At 69.9% G+C, this 15058-nt stretch carries 22 protein-coding genes; 12 read left to right on the top strand and 10 right to left on the bottom strand.

Annotated features, from left to right (window positions below; genetic code table 11):
• Complete coding sequence (locus MTE01_RS03995) at positions 1–738, bottom strand: sulfurtransferase (RefSeq protein WP_141375798.1); 738 nt, start codon at positions 736–738, stop codon at positions 1–3.
• Between the two features lie 111 nt (positions 739–849).
• Here MTE01_RS03995 and MTE01_RS03990 point away from each other — a divergent pair, with 111 nt between their 5' ends.
• From MTE01_RS03990 to MTE01_RS03980, 3 genes are read left to right on the top strand one after another with little or no spacing between them, the layout of a single operon-like run.
• Entirely contained in the window at positions 850–1599 is a 750-nt protein-coding gene (locus tag MTE01_RS03990; RefSeq protein WP_141375796.1) for a glycosyltransferase family 2 protein, read from the top strand.
• Complete coding sequence (locus tag MTE01_RS03985; protein WP_141375794.1) at positions 1596–2429, top strand: endonuclease/exonuclease/phosphatase family protein; 834 nt, start codon at positions 1596–1598, stop codon at positions 2427–2429. The genes MTE01_RS03990 and MTE01_RS03985 overlap by 4 nt, the downstream gene beginning before the upstream one ends.
• Before the next feature lie 8 nt (positions 2430–2437).
• Positions 2438–3013 (top strand): DUF2238 domain-containing protein, encoded by a 576-nt coding sequence (locus MTE01_RS03980; RefSeq protein ID WP_246077959.1) that lies wholly within the window; start codon positions 2438–2440, stop codon positions 3011–3013.
• A 156-nt stretch (positions 3014–3169) separates the two neighbouring features.
• Here the strand turns inward: MTE01_RS03980 and MTE01_RS03975 are convergent, their stop codons facing one another.
• Positions 3170–4699: a catalase gene (locus tag MTE01_RS03975; protein ID WP_141375790.1), complete on the bottom strand. Its 1530-nt coding sequence runs from the start codon at positions 4697–4699 to the stop codon at positions 3170–3172.
• Positions 4700–4880: 181 nt separating this feature from the next.
• Between MTE01_RS03975 and MTE01_RS03970 the strand changes: the two genes are divergently transcribed.
• The gene (locus MTE01_RS03970) at positions 4881–5096 is read left to right on the top strand and encodes a hypervirulence associated TUDOR domain-containing protein (protein WP_103210869.1); all 216 of its coding nucleotides are present in this window, start codon (positions 4881–4883) and stop codon (positions 5094–5096) included.
• Between the two features lie 76 nt (positions 5097–5172).
• Here MTE01_RS03970 and MTE01_RS03965 read toward each other — a convergent pair whose 3' ends face one another.
• Together MTE01_RS03965 and MTE01_RS03960 are read right to left on the bottom strand one after the other, a co-directional pair.
• Positions 5173–6636, bottom strand: coding sequence for a cryptochrome/photolyase family protein (locus MTE01_RS03965; protein WP_170210602.1), 1464 nt, complete (start codon positions 6634–6636; stop codon positions 5173–5175).
• Positions 6633–6788 (bottom strand): DUF2256 domain-containing protein, encoded by a 156-nt coding sequence (locus tag MTE01_RS03960; protein ID WP_103210787.1) that lies wholly within the window; start codon positions 6786–6788, stop codon positions 6633–6635. The genes MTE01_RS03965 and MTE01_RS03960 overlap by 4 nt, the downstream gene beginning before the upstream one ends.
• Before the next feature lie 112 nt (positions 6789–6900).
• Here MTE01_RS03960 and MTE01_RS17420 point away from each other — a divergent pair, with 112 nt between their 5' ends.
• Positions 6901–7032 carry a hypothetical protein gene (locus tag MTE01_RS17420; protein ID WP_258027975.1) on the top strand — a complete coding sequence of 44 codons (132 nt, stop codon included), beginning with the start codon at positions 6901–6903 and terminating at the stop codon, positions 7030–7032.
• Between the two features lie 49 nt (positions 7033–7081).
• On the opposite strand, the gene MTE01_RS03955 is transcribed toward MTE01_RS17420, so the two are convergent.
• Together MTE01_RS03955 and MTE01_RS03950 are read right to left on the bottom strand one after the other, a co-directional pair.
• Positions 7082–7573 (bottom strand): pyridoxamine 5'-phosphate oxidase family protein, encoded by a 492-nt coding sequence (locus MTE01_RS03955; protein ID WP_116238302.1) that lies wholly within the window; start codon positions 7571–7573, stop codon positions 7082–7084.
• Positions 7574–7623: 50 nt separating this feature from the next.
• The gene (locus MTE01_RS03950; RefSeq protein WP_141375786.1) at positions 7624–7974 is read right to left on the bottom strand and encodes a biopolymer transporter Tol; all 351 of its coding nucleotides are present in this window, start codon (positions 7972–7974) and stop codon (positions 7624–7626) included.
• Positions 7975–8204: 230 nt separating this feature from the next.
• Here MTE01_RS03950 and MTE01_RS03945 point away from each other — a divergent pair, with 230 nt between their 5' ends.
• The 3 genes from MTE01_RS03945 (at position 8205) to MTE01_RS03935 (ending at position 10043) form a co-directional block, all read left to right on the top strand.
• Entirely contained in the window at positions 8205–8492 is a 288-nt protein-coding gene (locus MTE01_RS03945) for a hypothetical protein (RefSeq protein WP_103210781.1), read from the top strand.
• A 12-nt stretch (positions 8493–8504) separates the two neighbouring features.
• Positions 8505–8708: a cold-shock protein gene (locus tag MTE01_RS03940; protein WP_013583139.1), complete on the top strand. Its 204-nt coding sequence runs from the start codon at positions 8505–8507 to the stop codon at positions 8706–8708.
• A 219-nt stretch (positions 8709–8927) separates the two neighbouring features.
• The gene (locus MTE01_RS03935) at positions 8928–10043 is read left to right on the top strand and encodes a fatty acid desaturase family protein (RefSeq protein ID WP_174799638.1); all 1116 of its coding nucleotides are present in this window, start codon (positions 8928–8930) and stop codon (positions 10041–10043) included.
• 47 nt (positions 10044–10090) lie between these two features.
• Here MTE01_RS03935 and MTE01_RS03930 read toward each other — a convergent pair whose 3' ends face one another.
• Together MTE01_RS03930 and MTE01_RS03925 are read right to left on the bottom strand one after the other, a co-directional pair.
• The gene (locus MTE01_RS03930; protein WP_141375782.1) at positions 10091–10696 is read right to left on the bottom strand and encodes a M15 family metallopeptidase; all 606 of its coding nucleotides are present in this window, start codon (positions 10694–10696) and stop codon (positions 10091–10093) included.
• A 78-nt stretch (positions 10697–10774) separates the two neighbouring features.
• On the bottom strand, positions 10775–11278 hold the full coding sequence (locus MTE01_RS03925; RefSeq protein ID WP_141375780.1) for a metallophosphoesterase family protein: 504 nt from the start codon (positions 11276–11278) through the stop codon (positions 10775–10777).
• Between the two features lie 94 nt (positions 11279–11372).
• Here MTE01_RS03925 and MTE01_RS03920 point away from each other — a divergent pair, with 94 nt between their 5' ends.
• Both MTE01_RS03920 and MTE01_RS03915 read left to right on the top strand, forming a co-directional pair.
• Positions 11373–12041 (top strand): response regulator transcription factor, encoded by a 669-nt coding sequence (locus MTE01_RS03920; protein WP_141375778.1) that lies wholly within the window; start codon positions 11373–11375, stop codon positions 12039–12041.
• On the top strand, positions 12034–13110 hold the full coding sequence (locus tag MTE01_RS03915) for a HAMP domain-containing sensor histidine kinase (RefSeq protein ID WP_141375776.1): 1077 nt from the start codon (positions 12034–12036) through the stop codon (positions 13108–13110). Before MTE01_RS03920 ends, MTE01_RS03915 begins: the two co-directional genes overlap by 8 nt.
• A 7-nt stretch (positions 13111–13117) precedes the next feature.
• Here the strand turns inward: MTE01_RS03915 and MTE01_RS03910 are convergent, their stop codons facing one another.
• Positions 13118–13549, bottom strand: coding sequence for a VanZ family protein (locus MTE01_RS03910; RefSeq protein WP_141375774.1), 432 nt, complete (start codon positions 13547–13549; stop codon positions 13118–13120).
• A gap of 110 nt (positions 13550–13659) precedes the next feature.
• Between MTE01_RS03910 and MTE01_RS03905 the strand changes: the two genes are divergently transcribed.
• Positions 13660–14043 (top strand): DUF3054 domain-containing protein, encoded by a 384-nt coding sequence (locus MTE01_RS03905; protein ID WP_141375772.1) that lies wholly within the window; start codon positions 13660–13662, stop codon positions 14041–14043.
• A 110-nt stretch (positions 14044–14153) separates the two neighbouring features.
• Here MTE01_RS03905 and MTE01_RS03900 read toward each other — a convergent pair whose 3' ends face one another.
• Positions 14154–14669 (bottom strand): glycine cleavage system transcriptional repressor, encoded by a 516-nt coding sequence (locus MTE01_RS03900; protein WP_141375770.1) that lies wholly within the window; start codon positions 14667–14669, stop codon positions 14154–14156.
• A 61-nt stretch (positions 14670–14730) separates the two neighbouring features.
• On the opposite strand from MTE01_RS03900, the gene MTE01_RS03895 reads away from it, so the two are divergent.
• Positions 14731–15009, top strand: a complete 279-nt coding sequence (locus MTE01_RS03895) for a DUF6412 domain-containing protein (protein ID WP_218026316.1) — start codon at positions 14731–14733, stop codon at positions 15007–15009.
• The last annotated feature ends 49 nt before the right edge of the window (positions 15010–15058 follow it).

The raw sequence follows: 15058 nt of genomic DNA, 5'->3' as shown, positions 1-15058 counted from the left end.
TCAGGACACGGCCCGGACGGAGAGCGAGGGGTCGAGGGCCTCGCGCTCGTCGAAGACGAAACAGTCGCCGTTCCAGTGAGCGGCGCCCTGCGCCTCGAACCACCCCAGGATGCCGCCCTCGAGCTGGTAGGCCTCGAGCCCCTCCGCGCGCAGATGCAGGGCGGCCTTCTCGCAGCGGATGCCACCGGTGCAGAAACTCACCACGGTCTTGCCCTCGAGCTCGTCGCGGTGGGAGTCCGCGGCATCCGGGAACTGGGTGAAGCGATCGATGCGCCAGTCTTTCGCGCCGGCGAACGTGCCGTAGTCGACCTCGAACGCGTTGCGCGTATCGACGAGCACGACCTCGCGGCCCTCGTCGTCCGCGCCGCGGTCGAGCCAGCGGCGCAGGGTGTCGGGGGTGACGGCGGGCGCACGACCGTCCTGCGGGCGCACCTCGGGGCGGTCCATACGGATGATCTCGCGCTTGACCTTGACGAGGAGCTTGCCGAAAGGCACCTCGTCCGACCAGCTCTCCGTGGCGGTGAGCGCCGCGAAGCGGGCGTCGGAGCGAAGGTCACCGAGGAAGCCGCGCAGGGCGTTCTCCTCTCCGGCGAGGAACAGGTTGATGCCCTCCTCCGCCAACAGGATCGTCCCGCGCAGACCCGCCGCGCCCGCACGCTCGAGAAGGACCGCGCGCACGGACGCGGGGTCGTCGATGCGCGTGAACAGGTACGCCGAGACGTTGAAGACGGATGCCATGGCATCCACGATACGAAAGGAGCACCCTGTCGGCCGACGACGCAGGCGTCAAGCCGGGAAACGCCCCTCGCCCATCGCCTAGCGTGGAAGCACTCGTCCCCGGGAGGAAGCGTGCCCCAAGGCCCCGTCGCGCCGGCCGTCACCGTGTCCGTCGTCATCCCCTGCCGTGACGACGGCGCGCACCTCTGGCGCTGCCTGCGCGCGCTCGCCGGGCAGACGCTCACCCCGACCGAGATCGTCGTCGTCGACAACGACTCGACCGACGACAGCGCCGCGATCGCCCGGGCCGCGGGCGCCCGCGTGGTGTTATGCGGCGAGCGCGGCATTCCCGCCGCCGCCGCGACCGGGTACGACGCCGCGCACGGAGACCTCGTTCTCCGGCTCGACGCCGACAGCATTCCCGCCCCGACGTGGGTCGAGAGCATGGTCGCGGCGCTAGAGGACCCGACGGTGGATGCCGTGACCGGAGGCGCCGTGTTCCACGACGGTCCCGCACGGCGGCGTGCGGCGATGGCGAGGCTGTTTCTCGGCACGTACGCGACGTTCGCGACCCCGGCCCTCGGCCACACGCCGCTGTGGGGGTCGAACATGGCGTTCCGCCGTCGCGCGTGGGAGGACGTACGCGGCGAGGTGCACCTCGACCCCGAGCTGCACGACGACCTCGACCTCGCGTATCACCTGGGTCGGCGGCACCGCATCGCGCGGGTGTCGGGAGCACACATGCGCGTCTCCTCGCGCACGGTCGAGCCGCGTCGGTTCGCGCGGTGCTTCCGCCGCGGTGCGGGCACGGTGTTCGCGCACTGGCCCGCCGACATCCCCCCGGCACGATGGGTGCGACTCGGACGGCGAGCGCGCTCGTGACCGGCATCCTGTTCCCGAACGTCGAGCCGCCCGAACTGCACGTGATGAGTTTCAACATCCGGCGCCGCTTCGACCGGATCACCTGGCCGCCCGCTGACCGGTGGCCGATGCGCAAGGAGCGGCTGCGCACCTTCCTGAGCGCCAACACGCCGCACCTGTTGGGGACGCAGGAAGCCATGCCCGATCAGGCGCAGTGGGTGCAGGCCTCGCTCGGCTCCGCGTACGGGCGCATCGGTCTCGGTCGCGGACCTCGACGCGACGGCGAGGGCACCCCGCTCTTCTACGACCGCGAGCGCATCGAGGTCGAGGACTGGGAGCAGGTCGCCCTGTCCGACACCCCGGACGTGCCCGCTTCGACCGGCTGGGGGAACACGATCCCGCGCATCGCGGTCATCGCGCAGCTGCGCGACCGGGCCACCGATGCCCGGTTCACCTTCGTGAACACGCATTTCGACGCGTTCTCGCGCCGCGCGCGGCGGCGGTCGGCGACGTGGCTGCACGATCTCGTGGCGCGCCGCGAGGTCCCGCTGCTGTTCACCGCCGATGTGAACGCCCACGTGCGCTCGAGCGAGCTCGCGGACATGTTCGCCGATGGTCTGCTCGTGGACACGTGGTCGTACGCCCCCGCCCGTCGCACCGCCGAGTGGGGAACCTTCAACAACTACGCGGCGCCCAAGGTCGGCGCTCGGCGTATCGACGCCCTGCTCGCGACCCCCGATGTGGGCGTTCGCGCGGTCGGCATCGATCCGCGCCCGACCGGCACGCAGTGGCCGAGCGATCACCTTCCGGTACAGGCGGTGGTGCGTATCCATCCCCCGGTGTCGCCGTGATCGGCGCGATGTACGCGAACCTGAAGCGCCCGCCGCGCAGCGCGACGGCGTGGCTGGCCGACGCCGTGCGAGCCGTGGCGATCGTCGTCGTGATCGTGTCGCTGTTCACCCTGCCGTTCACCGACGTCGCCGTGCTGTCGATGTCGTTACCCGCCGTGATGTTGTCACGCATGGCCGGTCTGCGTTCGGGCCTCGACCTCGTCACCTGCGTCACGGTGTTCGTGGCCGCGGGGAGCAACGTCGTCGACCTGTACCGCGCGTGGACGGGGTGGGACCTCGTGGTGCACCTCGCGTGCACCGGCGTTCTCGCCGCGGTGGCTCTCGTCATCCTCGCTGACACGCGCGTCATCGAAGCGACGGGCCGCCGCCGCACTCCCATCGTCGTCGCGACGATCGCCGGCCTCGCGCTGAGCGCCGTCTGGGAGATGATCGAGTGGTTCGGCTACCGCTTCATCACCGACGCGATCTTCGTCACGTACGACGACACGATCGGCGACATGCTGGCCGGCGGCGCGGGCGCGCTGATCGCCGGGGTCTTGGCATCCCGGTTCTCTCTGACTCGCGCGGACCGCGCCGCACTGTAGCCACCCACTCGGACGGGTGACGGCATCTCGCTGACGCATCGATGCCGACTCGCGCCCTCTCCCCCGGAAGAAGGCGGCGTCTCGCTCGTCCAGCGGCACGGACAGCGACCGGCGACATCCGCGTGAACGGATGCCGCCGGCCGGATCACCCCGCGGTCAGACGCGACCCGCCACATCCCGTCCGACGAGATCGCCGTCGGGGTTGGGCTCGCTGAGCTGTTCGCCCGGGGCGGTCGACCCCTCGAGCGGCGGGAGCCCCGCCTCGACGCGCGAGCCGATCTCTGCATCCACGTTCTTCCAGTACTGCACGGCGCGATCGCGCACCTCGGCGCGCGTCACTCCTCCGACGTGTCCGGTGATCGTCTCGACGAGACGGTCGCGTTCCTCAGCCGTCATGACCTCGCGCACGAGGGTTCCTGCCTGGCCCCAGTCGTCGTCCTCGGCGTGCAGGGTCGCGGCCGAGCGTACGAGTTCGCCGTCGCTGTGCCATCCCCCGTCGCCCGCGCGGCGCGGGTCGGCCGCCGGGCCGCCCACCGAGTTCGGCGCGTAGACGGGCACCTCGGGCGGGTTGTACTCGTAGCGCATCGCTCCCTCTTTCGAGTACGAATGCACCTCGGTGTGCGGACGATTCACCGGCAGCTGCTGGTAGTTCGTGCCCACGCGGTAGCGGTGCGCGTCGGCGTAGCTGAAGATGCGCGCCTGTAGCATCTTGTCGGGGCTGCCGTCGATGCCGGGCACGAAGTTCGACGGCTCGAAGGCGGCCTGCTCGATCTCGGCGAAGTAGTTACCCGGGTTGCGGTTGAGCTCCATGGTGCCCACCTCGATCTCGGGGTAATCGCTGTGCGGCCACACCTTCGTCAGATCGAACGGGTTGAAGCGGTACGTCTTCGCGTCCTCGTACGGCATGATCTGCACCTTGAGCGTCCACGTCGGAAACTCCTGCCGCTCGATCGCGGCGTACAGGTCGCGGATGTGGAAGTCGGCATCCTGGCCCGCGATCTGGTCGGCCTCGTCTTGGGTCAGCGTCTTGTGACCGAGATCGGTGTGGAAGTGGTACTTGACCCAGAACCTCTCGCCCTCGGCGTTGATCCACTGATACGTGTGCGAGCCGTAGCCGTTCATGTGGCGCCAGGATGCCGGGATGCCACGGTCGCCCATCAGCCAGGTGACCTGGTGCGCACTCTCGGGGGACAACGTCCAGAAGTCCCACTGCATCGTGTTGTCGCGCAGGTGGCTGCCCGGGAGGCGCTTCTGCGAGCGGATGAAGTCGGGGAACTTGATGCCGTCTTTCACGAAGAAGACCGGGGTGTTGTTGCCCACGAGGTCGTAGTTGCCCTCGGTCGTGTAGAACTTCAGCGAGAAACCGCGCGGGTCGCGCCAGGTGTCGGGGCTGCCCTGCTCGCCGGCGACCGACGAGAAGCGTGCGAGCATCTCGGTCTCGACGCCCGGCTGGAACAGCGCTGCCCGTGTGTATGCGGACACGTCACCGGTCGTGCGGAACGTTCCGAACGCGCCGCCGCCCTTGGCGTGGACCACCCGCTCGGGCACTCGCTCGCGGTTGAACTGCGCGAGCTTCTCGATGAGGTAATGGTCGGTGAGAGCGATCGAGCCATCGGCTCCGACGCTCTGGGAATGCTCGTCGCTGGCGACGGGCGCCCCGCCGTTTGTGGTGGTCGGCTCGGTCATAGCTCTCCTCACGTCGTGGGCCGCGAAACGAAGGCCCACTTAGACGGTACGCAGGGGGTCCGACATCGCCGAGGCATTGCGCATCCGCCGCCGAACACGTAGGCCCCCGATGGTGTCAATCCCCCGAGAGGCTCCGCCTCGACTCGACAGCATGGCGGAACCGAACGAGAGGAACGAGAGCATGTCGAAGGATCTGTCGAAGGGCGACCGCGTCAGCTGGGACACCCCGCAGGGACGCACGCAGGGCGAGGTCGTGGAGAAGAAGACGAAGGACTTCCAGCACGACGGCCAGAAGTTCACGGCATCCGACGACGACCCGGCCTACATCGTGAAGTCCGAGAAATCCGGCTCGAAGGCCGCGCACAAGGGTTCGGCGCTGAACAAGCTGAAGAGTTGAACGCCGGGCCGGACTCCTGAGTCGGTGGCACCGGAGAGCCTCCTCGCGCGCGTCGGCGGAGCGCACGGCGTGTCTCTCAGGAGTTCGGCCCGTCACCGTCCGGATCCCGCTCGTCCCGCCGCTTCCGCATCTGCGCCAGCGCCAGCCCGAGGCGGTGATTTCCCGCCAGCACGTCCTCGTGCCGTTCGAGGAACGCCCAGTACGCGTCGGTGAACACCGAGTCCTTGGCATCCTGGGCCGAGGGCCACCACGAGCCCATCTTCTGCAGGTAGGCCCCGCCCGACACGTACGGTTTGGTCGCGACGAACCCGCCGTCGGCGAACTGGCTCATGCCCATGACGTTCGGCACCATCACCCAGTCGTACGCATCGACGAAGAGCGCGAGGAACCACGCGTTCACCTGCCGCGGCGCGTATCCCTGCAGCAGGAACCAGTTGCCCAGCACCATCAGCCGCTCGATGTGGTGCGCGTAGCCCCACCGGTGCACCCGCTCGAGCACCGTGCGCACGGGGAGAGGCAGGTCCCGCGGCATCCGCTCGCCCGAGTACCAGTACTTCTCGATGCGCTTCTCGAGGTGCAGCGCGTTGACGTGCTCGAGCTTCGGGTGCGCCCGGTACATGCCGCGCATGTACTCGCGCCATCCGATCACCTGACGGACGAACCCCTCGACGGATGCCAGGGGTGCGTCGGTCCGGGTCGCCGCGGCGACCACTTCCTCGACGGTGAGCAGACCGATGTTCAGCAACGGCGAGATGATCGCGTGGAAGAGGAACGGCTCGTCGGCCCTCATGGCGTCTTCGTAGCGGCCGAAGTCGTGGAGGCGCTCCGCGACGAAGACGTCGAGCCAGTCGCGGGATTGCTCGGGGGTGACCGGCAGCCAGAAGTCCCCGGCGCTGCCGGGATGCTCGGGGTAGCGCTCGTCGACCTCGGCGATGACCGCGCGGGTGATCTCGTCATGCTCGACCTGCGGCAGGGGCGGAATCTCCACGCCCTTCTTCGGTAGCGCCTTGCGGTTGTCGGCGTCGAAGTTCCAGCGGCGACCGGCGGGTCTACCCCCGTCCATCAGGATGCCGGTGCGCCGGCGCTGCCAGTGGTAGAAGTCCTCCATCAGCGGCGTCGGGTGCTCGGCGAACCAGCCGTCGACGTCTTCTTCGGGCGTGAGGAAGAGCCCGTCCGAGAGCACATCGGTCTCGATGTCGTGATCGGCGCAGATGCGGGCGATCCGCTCGTCGACGGGTCGGTTCGGATCGCTCATCCACGTCAGCTCGGTCACCCGGTGCGTCTTCAACAGCTTCTCGAGGCCGGCCTTGAAAGAGAGGCCGTCGTCGAGGGTGATCCGGCGGACGGTCCTCCCCTCGGCTTCGAGGCGGGCGGCCGTGTGGCGCATCGCCGACAGCAGAAGCACGATCTTGTGCCGGTGGTACGGCAACTTGGCGAAGCGAGGTGCCGACTCGATGAAGAAGAACTCCTGGATGTCCTCGTCGGAGTACGCGGGGTGCTCGGCGAACTGCTGCGTCGCGAGGATCAGCGCGGCCTTCACGCGCGCCTCCTCTGCTTCGCGGCATTCGCCCGGCAACCGCGCGAGCAGTACAGCACCTGGTCCCACTGGTCACGCCCGCTCCACCGTTTGCGGTCAGTGAACGGGCGTCCGCAGTGAGCGCAGGGCTTGGAGCGCACCTCGGGTCGTGACATGCCGTCATCGTCGCAAAGCGCACCCGCGGCGTCCGGGGGCTTGCGCCAGCACGCCGATCCGGTTCGCGCAAGGCCCGCGCGGCAGCCGCCACCGGCGTGGTCGGGTGGGGCCATGGACACGACACCGCGCCGCACGCACGACACCGCCGATGAGCCCGACGAGCTCGAGACCGCCGACGCCCCCGCGATCCCCGACACGACCGACGAGGGCGGCGCCCCGGTCGACAACCCCTCGGGGGGCTGACACGAAAGGAGCCCCGCACTCTCGCGGTGCGGGGCTCCGGGCAGTGCTCTCAGTCGGTCAGGTCGAACTTCTCGTTCTCGCCACCCTGGGGTCGCTCACCCGTGACCTTCGAGGTGACCAGGGCGATCGCCGTGGCGAGGCGTCCCCCGGCGCTCCCCCAGTACTCGCCGGACAGCGCCGACACCTTCAGCAGCGTCACGCCGGGCGACTCGGGGCCGTCGGGGAACCATGCCTCGACGCTCGTCGACCACAGCTCCTTGAGCTTGGCGAGGTCGTCGATCACCTCGGCCTCACCCGCGAGCGAGAGCCAGGTACCGTCGGTGCTGAACGACAGACCGACCTTCGGGTCGCGGCGCACGTGCTCGACGGCCGAGGCGTGCGTGCCGACGATGAACCACAGGTCGCCGTCGGACTCGTTCTCCTGCACCGTCAGCGGGTGCGCGTGCAGCGCGCCGTCCTCGGCGCGAGTGGTGACCATGGCGAAGCGGAACTTCTTGAGCAGGTCGTTGAGCGTGTCGAGCTCGGATGCGGTGGTGGACATGGGACTCCCTCGGTTCGAACCTCCAGCGAATCGCGTGGGGACCCCCCGCGCTACGCGTTGACGTCGGCCGCCCCGTCTGCTCTCTTCGGAGGCATGAGCAGGTCGAGCTGCTCCAGCGCGTCGCGGGCCCGGCTCACACGGGCCTCGACCTCGTCGTCCCACCAGCGCGGCCCCCGCTCCCCCATACCGTGTTTCGCGTGGCCCACGCGCTCGCGCGCGGCGGCGACCGCGTCGTCATCGCCGTTCTTCTTCGCCACGCGCACGGCGGACCGCGCCGCGCCCAGGTGCGACCGCAGCCGCGTCGTCACGTCGTCGGGGAGCTCTGGATCGGTCCGCCGCCAGCGCCGCCCGTCGACCACGAGCCAGCGCTGATCGTGGGTGGTGTCGTCTCCGGATGCCATGACCCCAGTGCACCCGCTCGACGTCGGTCGAGAAATCTCTCGGGCATCAGAGCAGCATCCGTGCTACCGTCGTCAGTATTCGTTCTGGGACTTGCTTCATCGACGCCCGCCTCATCGCTGAGATGCCGGGCGCACGGCGCCGAGCCGTTTCCGACAGCAATCCCCCCTCTCACCATCGCGTGCCTCGCTCGACGGCTTCGGTCCTCGCCTCGCACTCGCGGAAAGTTCTTGTGTCTCTGCTTCACCCCTCGCCACTATCGTGGCGCCAGGCCGATCTCGACGTGTACGTCGCGACGGTCGGATCCGACTACGCCGGTTTCGTCGGCGCGGGAACCTCGGGCTTCGAAGCCCAGGGCCCCCTCGGCGAGAATCTCGGTGTCCACACGTCCGTCGACGCGGCTCAGGCCGCCGTCGACGGGCACCGCGTACGCGCCACCACCACGGTGACGCGGCGTCCCCGTCCGCTCCGCACTCGTCGGAGCGGCGCCCACGGCCGCATTGCGGCCCAACATGAATAAAGGAAGAACACGATGGCCACTGGCACCGTGAAATGGTTCAACTCCGAAAAGGGCTACGGCTTCATTGCTCCCGACGACGGCTCCGCCGACCTGTTCGCGCACTTCAGCGCGATCCAGGGCAACGGCTTCAAGGAGCTCACGGAAGCACAGAAGGTCGAATTCGACGCTGAGCAGGGCCCCAAGGGCATGCAGGCGGCGAACATCCGCCCCCTCTAAGCTCCGCTTACCTCGAGAGCCGGGTTCGTCGCCATCGCGACGACCCGGCTTTCGTCGGTTTCCGGCACGTTTTCGCTCGCTGGGTTTCGGTTTCCCGAGAGCCCGCTGAGCATCGCGACGTATTCCGAGTCGCCCATACGGCCAGCCGTAGTGTGGGCCTCAGCACGGAGTAGCCGCTCCGCCGTCCACCCCGGTCCTTCCCGATCCGAGGAGCAGAACATAGCCTCCACCGTCGTCGAGTCCCGTCTCGGCCCCGTTCGTCAGACCTATTCCGGTACCACCGAATTCCCCCCGATCACCAAGGCCTACACAGAGCTGTCTCAGGTCGTCCGTGAGAGCGGACTGCTCGTTCGCACTCCGGTGTTCTACTCCGTCGTCGCCGGCGCCATCGTGCTCGGCTTCGCCGGGTGCGTGACCGGCTTCATCCTCCTCGGCGACAGCTGGTTCCAGCTGATCGTCGCAGCGGTCCTCGGCATCCTGTTCACGCAGGTCGCCTTCCTCGCCCACGAGGCCGCGCACCGGCAGATCTTCGCCTCGGGACCCGCCAACGACCGCCTGGGCCTGCTCATCGGCAACGGCATCGTGGGCATGAGCCGTTCGTGGTGGGCGTCGAAGCACACGCGCCACCACGCGAATCCGAACCGGGTGGACAAAGACCCCGATATCGAGATCGACACGATCTCGTTCCTCGACGTCGACGCCGCCAAAGCCCGCGGTATCCAACGCTGGATCACCCGACGTCAGGGGTACCTGTTCTTCCCACTGCTGGCGTTCGAGGGCATCAACCTGTACGTCCTGGCCTTCCGACACCTTTTCTCGCGCGGCGAGGTCAAGGGGCGCTGGGTCGAGATCGCCCTGCTGACGCTGCGGCACGCGCTCTTCATCGCGCCGATCTTCATCTTCCTGCCCGTGGGGCTCGCCTTCGCCTTCTTCGGCGTCTCGGTGGCGGTCTTCGGCATCTACATGGGAGCGTCGTTCGCTCCCAACCACAAGGGCATGCCGATCATTGCGCCCGGCGCGAAGCTCGACTTCTTCAGCAAGCAGGTGCGCACCTCGCGCAACATCTCCGGCGGCTGGTGGGCCACGTGGCTCATGGGCGGGCTGAACTACCAGATCGAGCACCACCTGTTCCCGAACATGCCGCGAACGCACCTCAGCAGGGCCCGTGTCATCGTGCGCGAACACTGCGCCACCCTGAACGTGCCCTACGTCGAGACCACGCTGTTGCAGTCGTACGGCATCGTCATCGCGTACCTCAACCGGGTCGGCCTGGCCGCCCGCGACCCCTTCGACTGCCCGCTGACCTCTCCGACGCGTCAGCTCAACGTCGAGTAGGCATCCCGACGACGGCGCCGTCCCCTCCGGGGCGGCGCCGTCGTCGTTCACCCGCGCGCGTCCGCCATCGGCGCGGGGCATTCTCCTCCGGCGTCCGTGGCCTTCTCGAAGTGCCACCGCTCATTGGCGTAGGTCTGACACAGACCCCACTCACGTCCGTGATCGATGATCCACAGCTGCGCGTCGAGCGAGCCGATGTCGACGGCGTGACCGGTGACATGACTCGACCCCCCGGGCGAGGCGACGTACTGTCGCGCGATCGCTTCGGAGCCGTAGGTGCGGATCGCATCCCCCAGCAGCCACCGCTGGTAGTCGGCGCTGCGCCATCCGCTGGTGACGTCGAAGACGATCCCGTCGACCTCAGCGGCCCGCTGGGCCGAGCGCAGAGCATCGCGCAGCTCACCGTCGAGCCCGGTCATCGCGGGGTGCTGATCGTCGTCGACCGTCAGCGCCGCCTCGGCGGGGATCATCCCCTCGGCCTCGGTCGGCGAGAACGGCGCGTGCGCGCTCAGCCCGGCCGACAACGACGACGCCGTGCTCATCGCGAGCACTGCCGCGACCGCGGTGAGGACGACGGCGAGACCGACCGCGACAGCGACGAATGCGATACGGCCGCGGGAGGGGGATCGAGTGCGGGATGCCGAAGATGCCATGCCCCCATTCGAGCCGGGCCCGCGTTGCCGGGCCGTATGGCGGGGACCATACGACGGCGATACCCCCGAGTCGATAGCTCAGTCGCGTGAGACCTCGTGCAGCACCACGTCGCGAATCTCGCCGGTAGAGAGGGTCGCGGTCATCAGGGTGCACGCGGGCTGACGGCGGCGGTCGGTCGGCGAACCCGGATTGAGAAGGCGCAGACCGTTCGGGGTGACGGAGTCCCACGGGATGTGGCTATGCCCGAACACCAGCAGGTCGACGTCGGGGAAGGCGGCATCCATCCGCTTCTCTCGCCCGGCCGACGTCCCCGTCTCGTGGACGACGGCGACGCGCACCCCCTCGAACTCGGCGCGTGCGATCTCGGGCAGCCGCGAACGCAGGTCGTCGCCATCGTTGTTGCCCCAGACGCCCAGCACCGGACCGAGCCTCTCGAGGTCGTCGAGCACGCTCGCGCTCACCCAGTCGCCCGCGTGCACGATCAGATCGGCCCGGGATGCCGCCTCGCGCACCGCCGCGGGCAGAGCGCGCGCCCGCTTCGGCACGTGCGTATCGGCCACGAGGAGCAGTCGGGTCGCCATGCCCCCACGCTACCCACGGGTCTCGGTGACCGGGCGACCGAACGTCGCACCCGCGCATACGTCCGCGATACACGTCCCCGCCTACGATGACGGGATGCGCGTGCTGATCGTCGAGGACGAACCCTTCCTCGCCGAGGCCATCCGCGACGGGCTCCGTCTCGAGGCGATCGCGGCCGACATCGCCGGCGACGGCGACACGGCTCTCGAGGTGCTCGGCTACACCGCCTACGACGTGGTGGTGCTGGACCGCGACATCCCCGGTCCGGACGGCGACGAGATCGCCCGCCATCTGAGCGCGCAAGCCGCCGCCCCGCGGGTGCTCATGCTCACGGCCGCCGACCGGCTCGACGACAAGGCCCGCGGCTTCGAGAGCGGCGCCGACGACTACCTGACGAAGCCGTTCGTCCTGCGTGAGCTGGTGATGCGCCTGCGCGCCCTCGCGCGTCGCCCGGCGGCCTCGACCCCGCCGGTGCTCGAGCAGCACGGCATCCGGCTCGATCCCTTCCGCCGCGAGGTCTATCGCGACGGGCGCTACGTGTCGCTGACCCGTAAGCAGTTCGCGGTGCTCCAGGTGCTCATGGATGCGGGCGGCGGGGTGGTCAGCGCAGAGAGCCTGCTCGAGCGCGCGTGGGACGAGAACGCCGACCCGTTCACCAACGCCGTGCGCATCACGATCTCGACGCTGCGTAAGCGCCTCGGCGAGCCGTGGCTCATCCAGACGGTCGCGGGCGTCGGCTACCGCATGGGCCCCGCCGATGCGTGAACGCGCCCCCGGGCTCTCGGTGCGCCTCAAGTTGACCCTGAGCTACGCCGGTTTCGTCGTGATCGTGGGGATCGCGGTGTTCGTGGTCGGGTTCCTGGTCCTGCGGTTCCTTCCCGAGGGCAACCTCTACTCCGAGAGCGGCATCTTCACCCCGCGGCGCCGCGACCTCACCGAGGTGTTCGTCCGGTACGCGTGGTTCGCCGTCGGCGCTCTCGCGGTGGTCGGCCTCGGCGGCGGCTGGATCGTCTCGGGGCTCATGCTGCGCCCGCTTCATCGGATCACGGATGCCGCCCGTGCGGTGCGCGACGGCGATCTCGCGCACCGCGTCGACCTGCCGGGGCGCCGCGACGAACTCACCGACCTCGCCGACACCTTCGACGCGATGCTCGCCCGCGTCGAGGAGACGCTGGACGAGCAGAGACGGTTCGCCGCCAACGCGTCCCACGAACTGCGCACGCCGCACGCGACGATGCGCACGCTCCTCGAGGTGGCCCGGGCCGACCCCGCGGGCGTCGACCTGGAGCGGCTCCTCCATCGCCTCGACCTCACGAACGAGCGCGCGATCCGTCTGACCGAGGCACTGCTCGCCCTCGCCCGATCGACGCGCGGTGGCGCTCTGTCTCCCGAGCCGACGGGAATCGACGACCTCGTCGCGACCGTGCTGGCCGAGGCCGAGGGCGGCGTCGCGGGTCTCGACCTGGCGCTGGCCGGAGCTTCGGGCGGGATCGCACGGCTCGACGAGACGCTCGTGCACCAGGCGGTGACGAACCTGGTTCGCAACGCCCTCGTGCACAACGTCGAGAACGGCTGGGTGCGCGTCGCGGTGAGCGGCGAGCTCGACGAGGTGATCGTCGACGTCGTCAACAGCGGCGAGGAGCTCTCCCGCGAGCTCGTGGCCACCCTCCCCGAGCCCTTCGTGCGCGGGACCGGCCGCACGCGCGGGCGCGCCGACGGCACGGGACTCGGGCTCGCGATCGTGGCCTCGATCGCCCGCGCGCACCGCGGCCGCCTCGAGCTGTGGCCGCGAGAGGGCGGCGGTCTGCACGCCCGACTGCGCCTGCCGCGCTGACGGAGGATCAGCGGCGCCCCGCTCCCCGCGCCGTCACGCGAACAGCGATGACGACGACCGTCCCGATCGCGGCGCCGATCGTGTTCGACACCACGTCCTCGGCATCCGGAACCCGACCGGGGATCCCCGCCTGCAGCGCCTCGACCGCGAGCGACACGAGTGCACACAGCAGGAGGGATGCCGGCGCCCACCGCAACGGCAGCAGCAATGCGATCGCGGCACCGAGGGGCACGAAGAACGCGATGTTGAGGGCGACGTCGGCGCCCGCGCCGAGCACGAGCGCGCTCCACGACGGCGGCAGGTGATCGAGCGCGTCGAGGACGAGGGTGCGGGCCGGCCACGCGATCGCGCGAGGCGCGAGGGTCAGCGCGGCGACGGCGGCGAGCACGGCCCCCGCGGTCAGCACGCGCGCGGGGGTGAAGATGGAACGAGCGGACATGCGGCCTCCAGGTTCGGAAGGATCCATCCCATCGACCGAGCTGTTGCCCCGGTGTCTCGGTCTCGCGATACGCGGACGATAGGCCCGCCGGCGCGCGGGACAATGGGAGCGTGTCCCCTTCGCGCCGTTTCCCCGTGCTCGCCCTGATCATCGACGTCGTGCTCGTCGTCGTCTTCGCCGCGATCGGCCGGGCGACCCATGACGGCGACGTGTTGGGTCCGTTCGGTTCGGGGCTCGCCACCACCGCCTGGCCGTTCGCGGTGGCGCTGCTCGTCGGCTGGCTGGCGACGCGCGCCTGGCGACGCCCGGTCGCCGTCGTCAAGACGGGCCTGCCCGTGTGGGCCATCACCGTGGCCCTGGGCATGGTGCTGCGCGCGCTCAGCGGTCAGGGGGTCGCGGTGGCGTTCGTCATCGTCGCCACGATCACGCTGGCGGTCCTGCTACTGGGGTGGCGCGCGATCGCCCGCCTCGCGTCGCGGTCGCGGCGGGCCTGAAGCCGAGCGTCTGCGCTCGCGTCAGACGCGGCATGCGCAGGCCCGCGGCTCCCTTCCCGCTCCGTGGAAACCCCCGGGCGCGTCGAGCTGCGGCCTCGGACCCGCAGAACTCAGTCCGCGAGCGTGACGTCGACCTGGATCTCGGTCGCGAGGCGCTCGAGCTGCGCCACGAGGTCGTCGACGGAGACGTCGGGTTCCACCGTCGCGGTGATCGACGCCTCGAACAGGCGTCCGCCCGCCATCGCGGCATCCGTCGTCTGGGTCGACATGCGTTCGATGCTCGCGCCGTGCGCGCCGAGGGCGGCCGAGACCTCGCGTACGATCCCGGGGCGGTCGTTGCCGACCACGTCGAACGTGACGGTACGCCCCGCCGGCCCGGCCGATCCCGATCCCGATCCCGCGTGAACGGTGACGGTGAGCGTGCCAGCGAGTCCTTCGAGCGCCATACGCACCGCGTCGGCGCGTTCGGCGGCGACCGAGACCTCGATGATCCCGGCGAAGGCCCCCGCGAGTTCGGCGAGCTCGCTGTTCTCCCAGTTGCCGCCGTGGGCGTCGACGATGTCGGCGACCGCGGACACGAGGCCCGCGCGATCGTCGCCGACGACGGTGAGGACGAGGGTGGTCATGGCGACAGCGTAGCGACACCCGCGCTGCTACCGTGGGTGTTCAACCGGAGGGGGTGAGTTCGTGATCGCATCGCTGATCGCCGCGTTCAACCTGCTCCTGTCCACGGCCGAGCTCGCGCTGACCCCCGGCGGCGGCGCGCCCCTGCTGGCGGTGGTTCTCGCCGCGGCCGTCGTGCTGACCGCCGTGATCGTCCTCGTCGTGGCACCGGCGCTCGTCGCCGCGACACCGCCGCCGTCCGCACGGCCGATCGACCCCTCGGCATCCCTTCCCCAGAGCGATCCCGACGCCGCGGGTCACCCGCGCCCTCGAGCGCCGGGGCTCGTGACCCGCGTCGCGTAGCTCCTGCCTCGTCGCCTCGGCGACGGTTCGGCGGTGACCGCGACGCCGG

This window comes from Microbacterium testaceum, from assembly GCF_006539145.1.
Taxonomy (GTDB): domain Bacteria; phylum Actinomycetota; class Actinomycetes; order Actinomycetales; family Microbacteriaceae; genus Microbacterium; species Microbacterium testaceum.
This window is presented reverse-complemented; position numbering and strand designations above follow the sequence as displayed.

Coding starts and splice junctions, on each gene's coding strand:
- MTE01_RS03960 (WP_103210787.1), bottom strand. CDS start 6,788: ATGTCACGACCCGAGGTGCGCTCCAAGCCCTGCGCTCACTGCGGACGC.
- MTE01_RS03995 (WP_141375798.1), bottom strand. CDS start 738: ATGGCATCCGTCTTCAACGTCTCGGCGTACCTGTTCACGCGCATCGAC.
- MTE01_RS03940 (WP_013583139.1), top strand. CDS start 8,505: ATGGCCACTGGCACCGTGAAATGGTTCAACTCCGAAAAGGGCTACGGC.
- MTE01_RS03910 (WP_141375774.1), bottom strand. CDS start 13,549: ATGTCCGCTCGTTCCATCTTCACCCCCGCGCGCGTGCTGACCGCGGGG.
- MTE01_RS17420 (WP_258027975.1), top strand. CDS start 6,901: ATGGACACGACACCGCGCCGCACGCACGACACCGCCGATGAGCCCGAC.
- MTE01_RS03925 (WP_141375780.1), bottom strand. CDS start 11,278: ATGGCGACCCGACTGCTCCTCGTGGCCGATACGCACGTGCCGAAGCGG.
- MTE01_RS03950 (WP_141375786.1), bottom strand. CDS start 7,974: ATGGCATCCGGAGACGACACCACCCACGATCAGCGCTGGCTCGTGGTC.
- MTE01_RS03930 (WP_141375782.1), bottom strand. CDS start 10,696: ATGGCATCTTCGGCATCCCGCACTCGATCCCCCTCCCGCGGCCGTATC.
- MTE01_RS03970 (WP_103210869.1), top strand. CDS start 4,881: ATGTCGAAGGATCTGTCGAAGGGCGACCGCGTCAGCTGGGACACCCCG.
- MTE01_RS03955 (WP_116238302.1), bottom strand. CDS start 7,573: ATGTCCACCACCGCATCCGAGCTCGACACGCTCAACGACCTGCTCAAG.
- MTE01_RS03975 (WP_141375790.1), bottom strand. CDS start 4,699: ATGACCGAGCCGACCACCACAAACGGCGGGGCGCCCGTCGCCAGCGAC.
- MTE01_RS03900 (WP_141375770.1), bottom strand. CDS start 14,669: ATGACCACCCTCGTCCTCACCGTCGTCGGCGACGATCGCGCGGGCCTC.
- MTE01_RS03980 (WP_246077959.1), top strand. CDS start 2,438: ATGTACGCGAACCTGAAGCGCCCGCCGCGCAGCGCGACGGCGTGGCTG.
- MTE01_RS03920 (WP_141375778.1), top strand. CDS start 11,373: ATGCGCGTGCTGATCGTCGAGGACGAACCCTTCCTCGCCGAGGCCATC.
- MTE01_RS03915 (WP_141375776.1), top strand. CDS start 12,034: ATGCGTGAACGCGCCCCCGGGCTCTCGGTGCGCCTCAAGTTGACCCTG.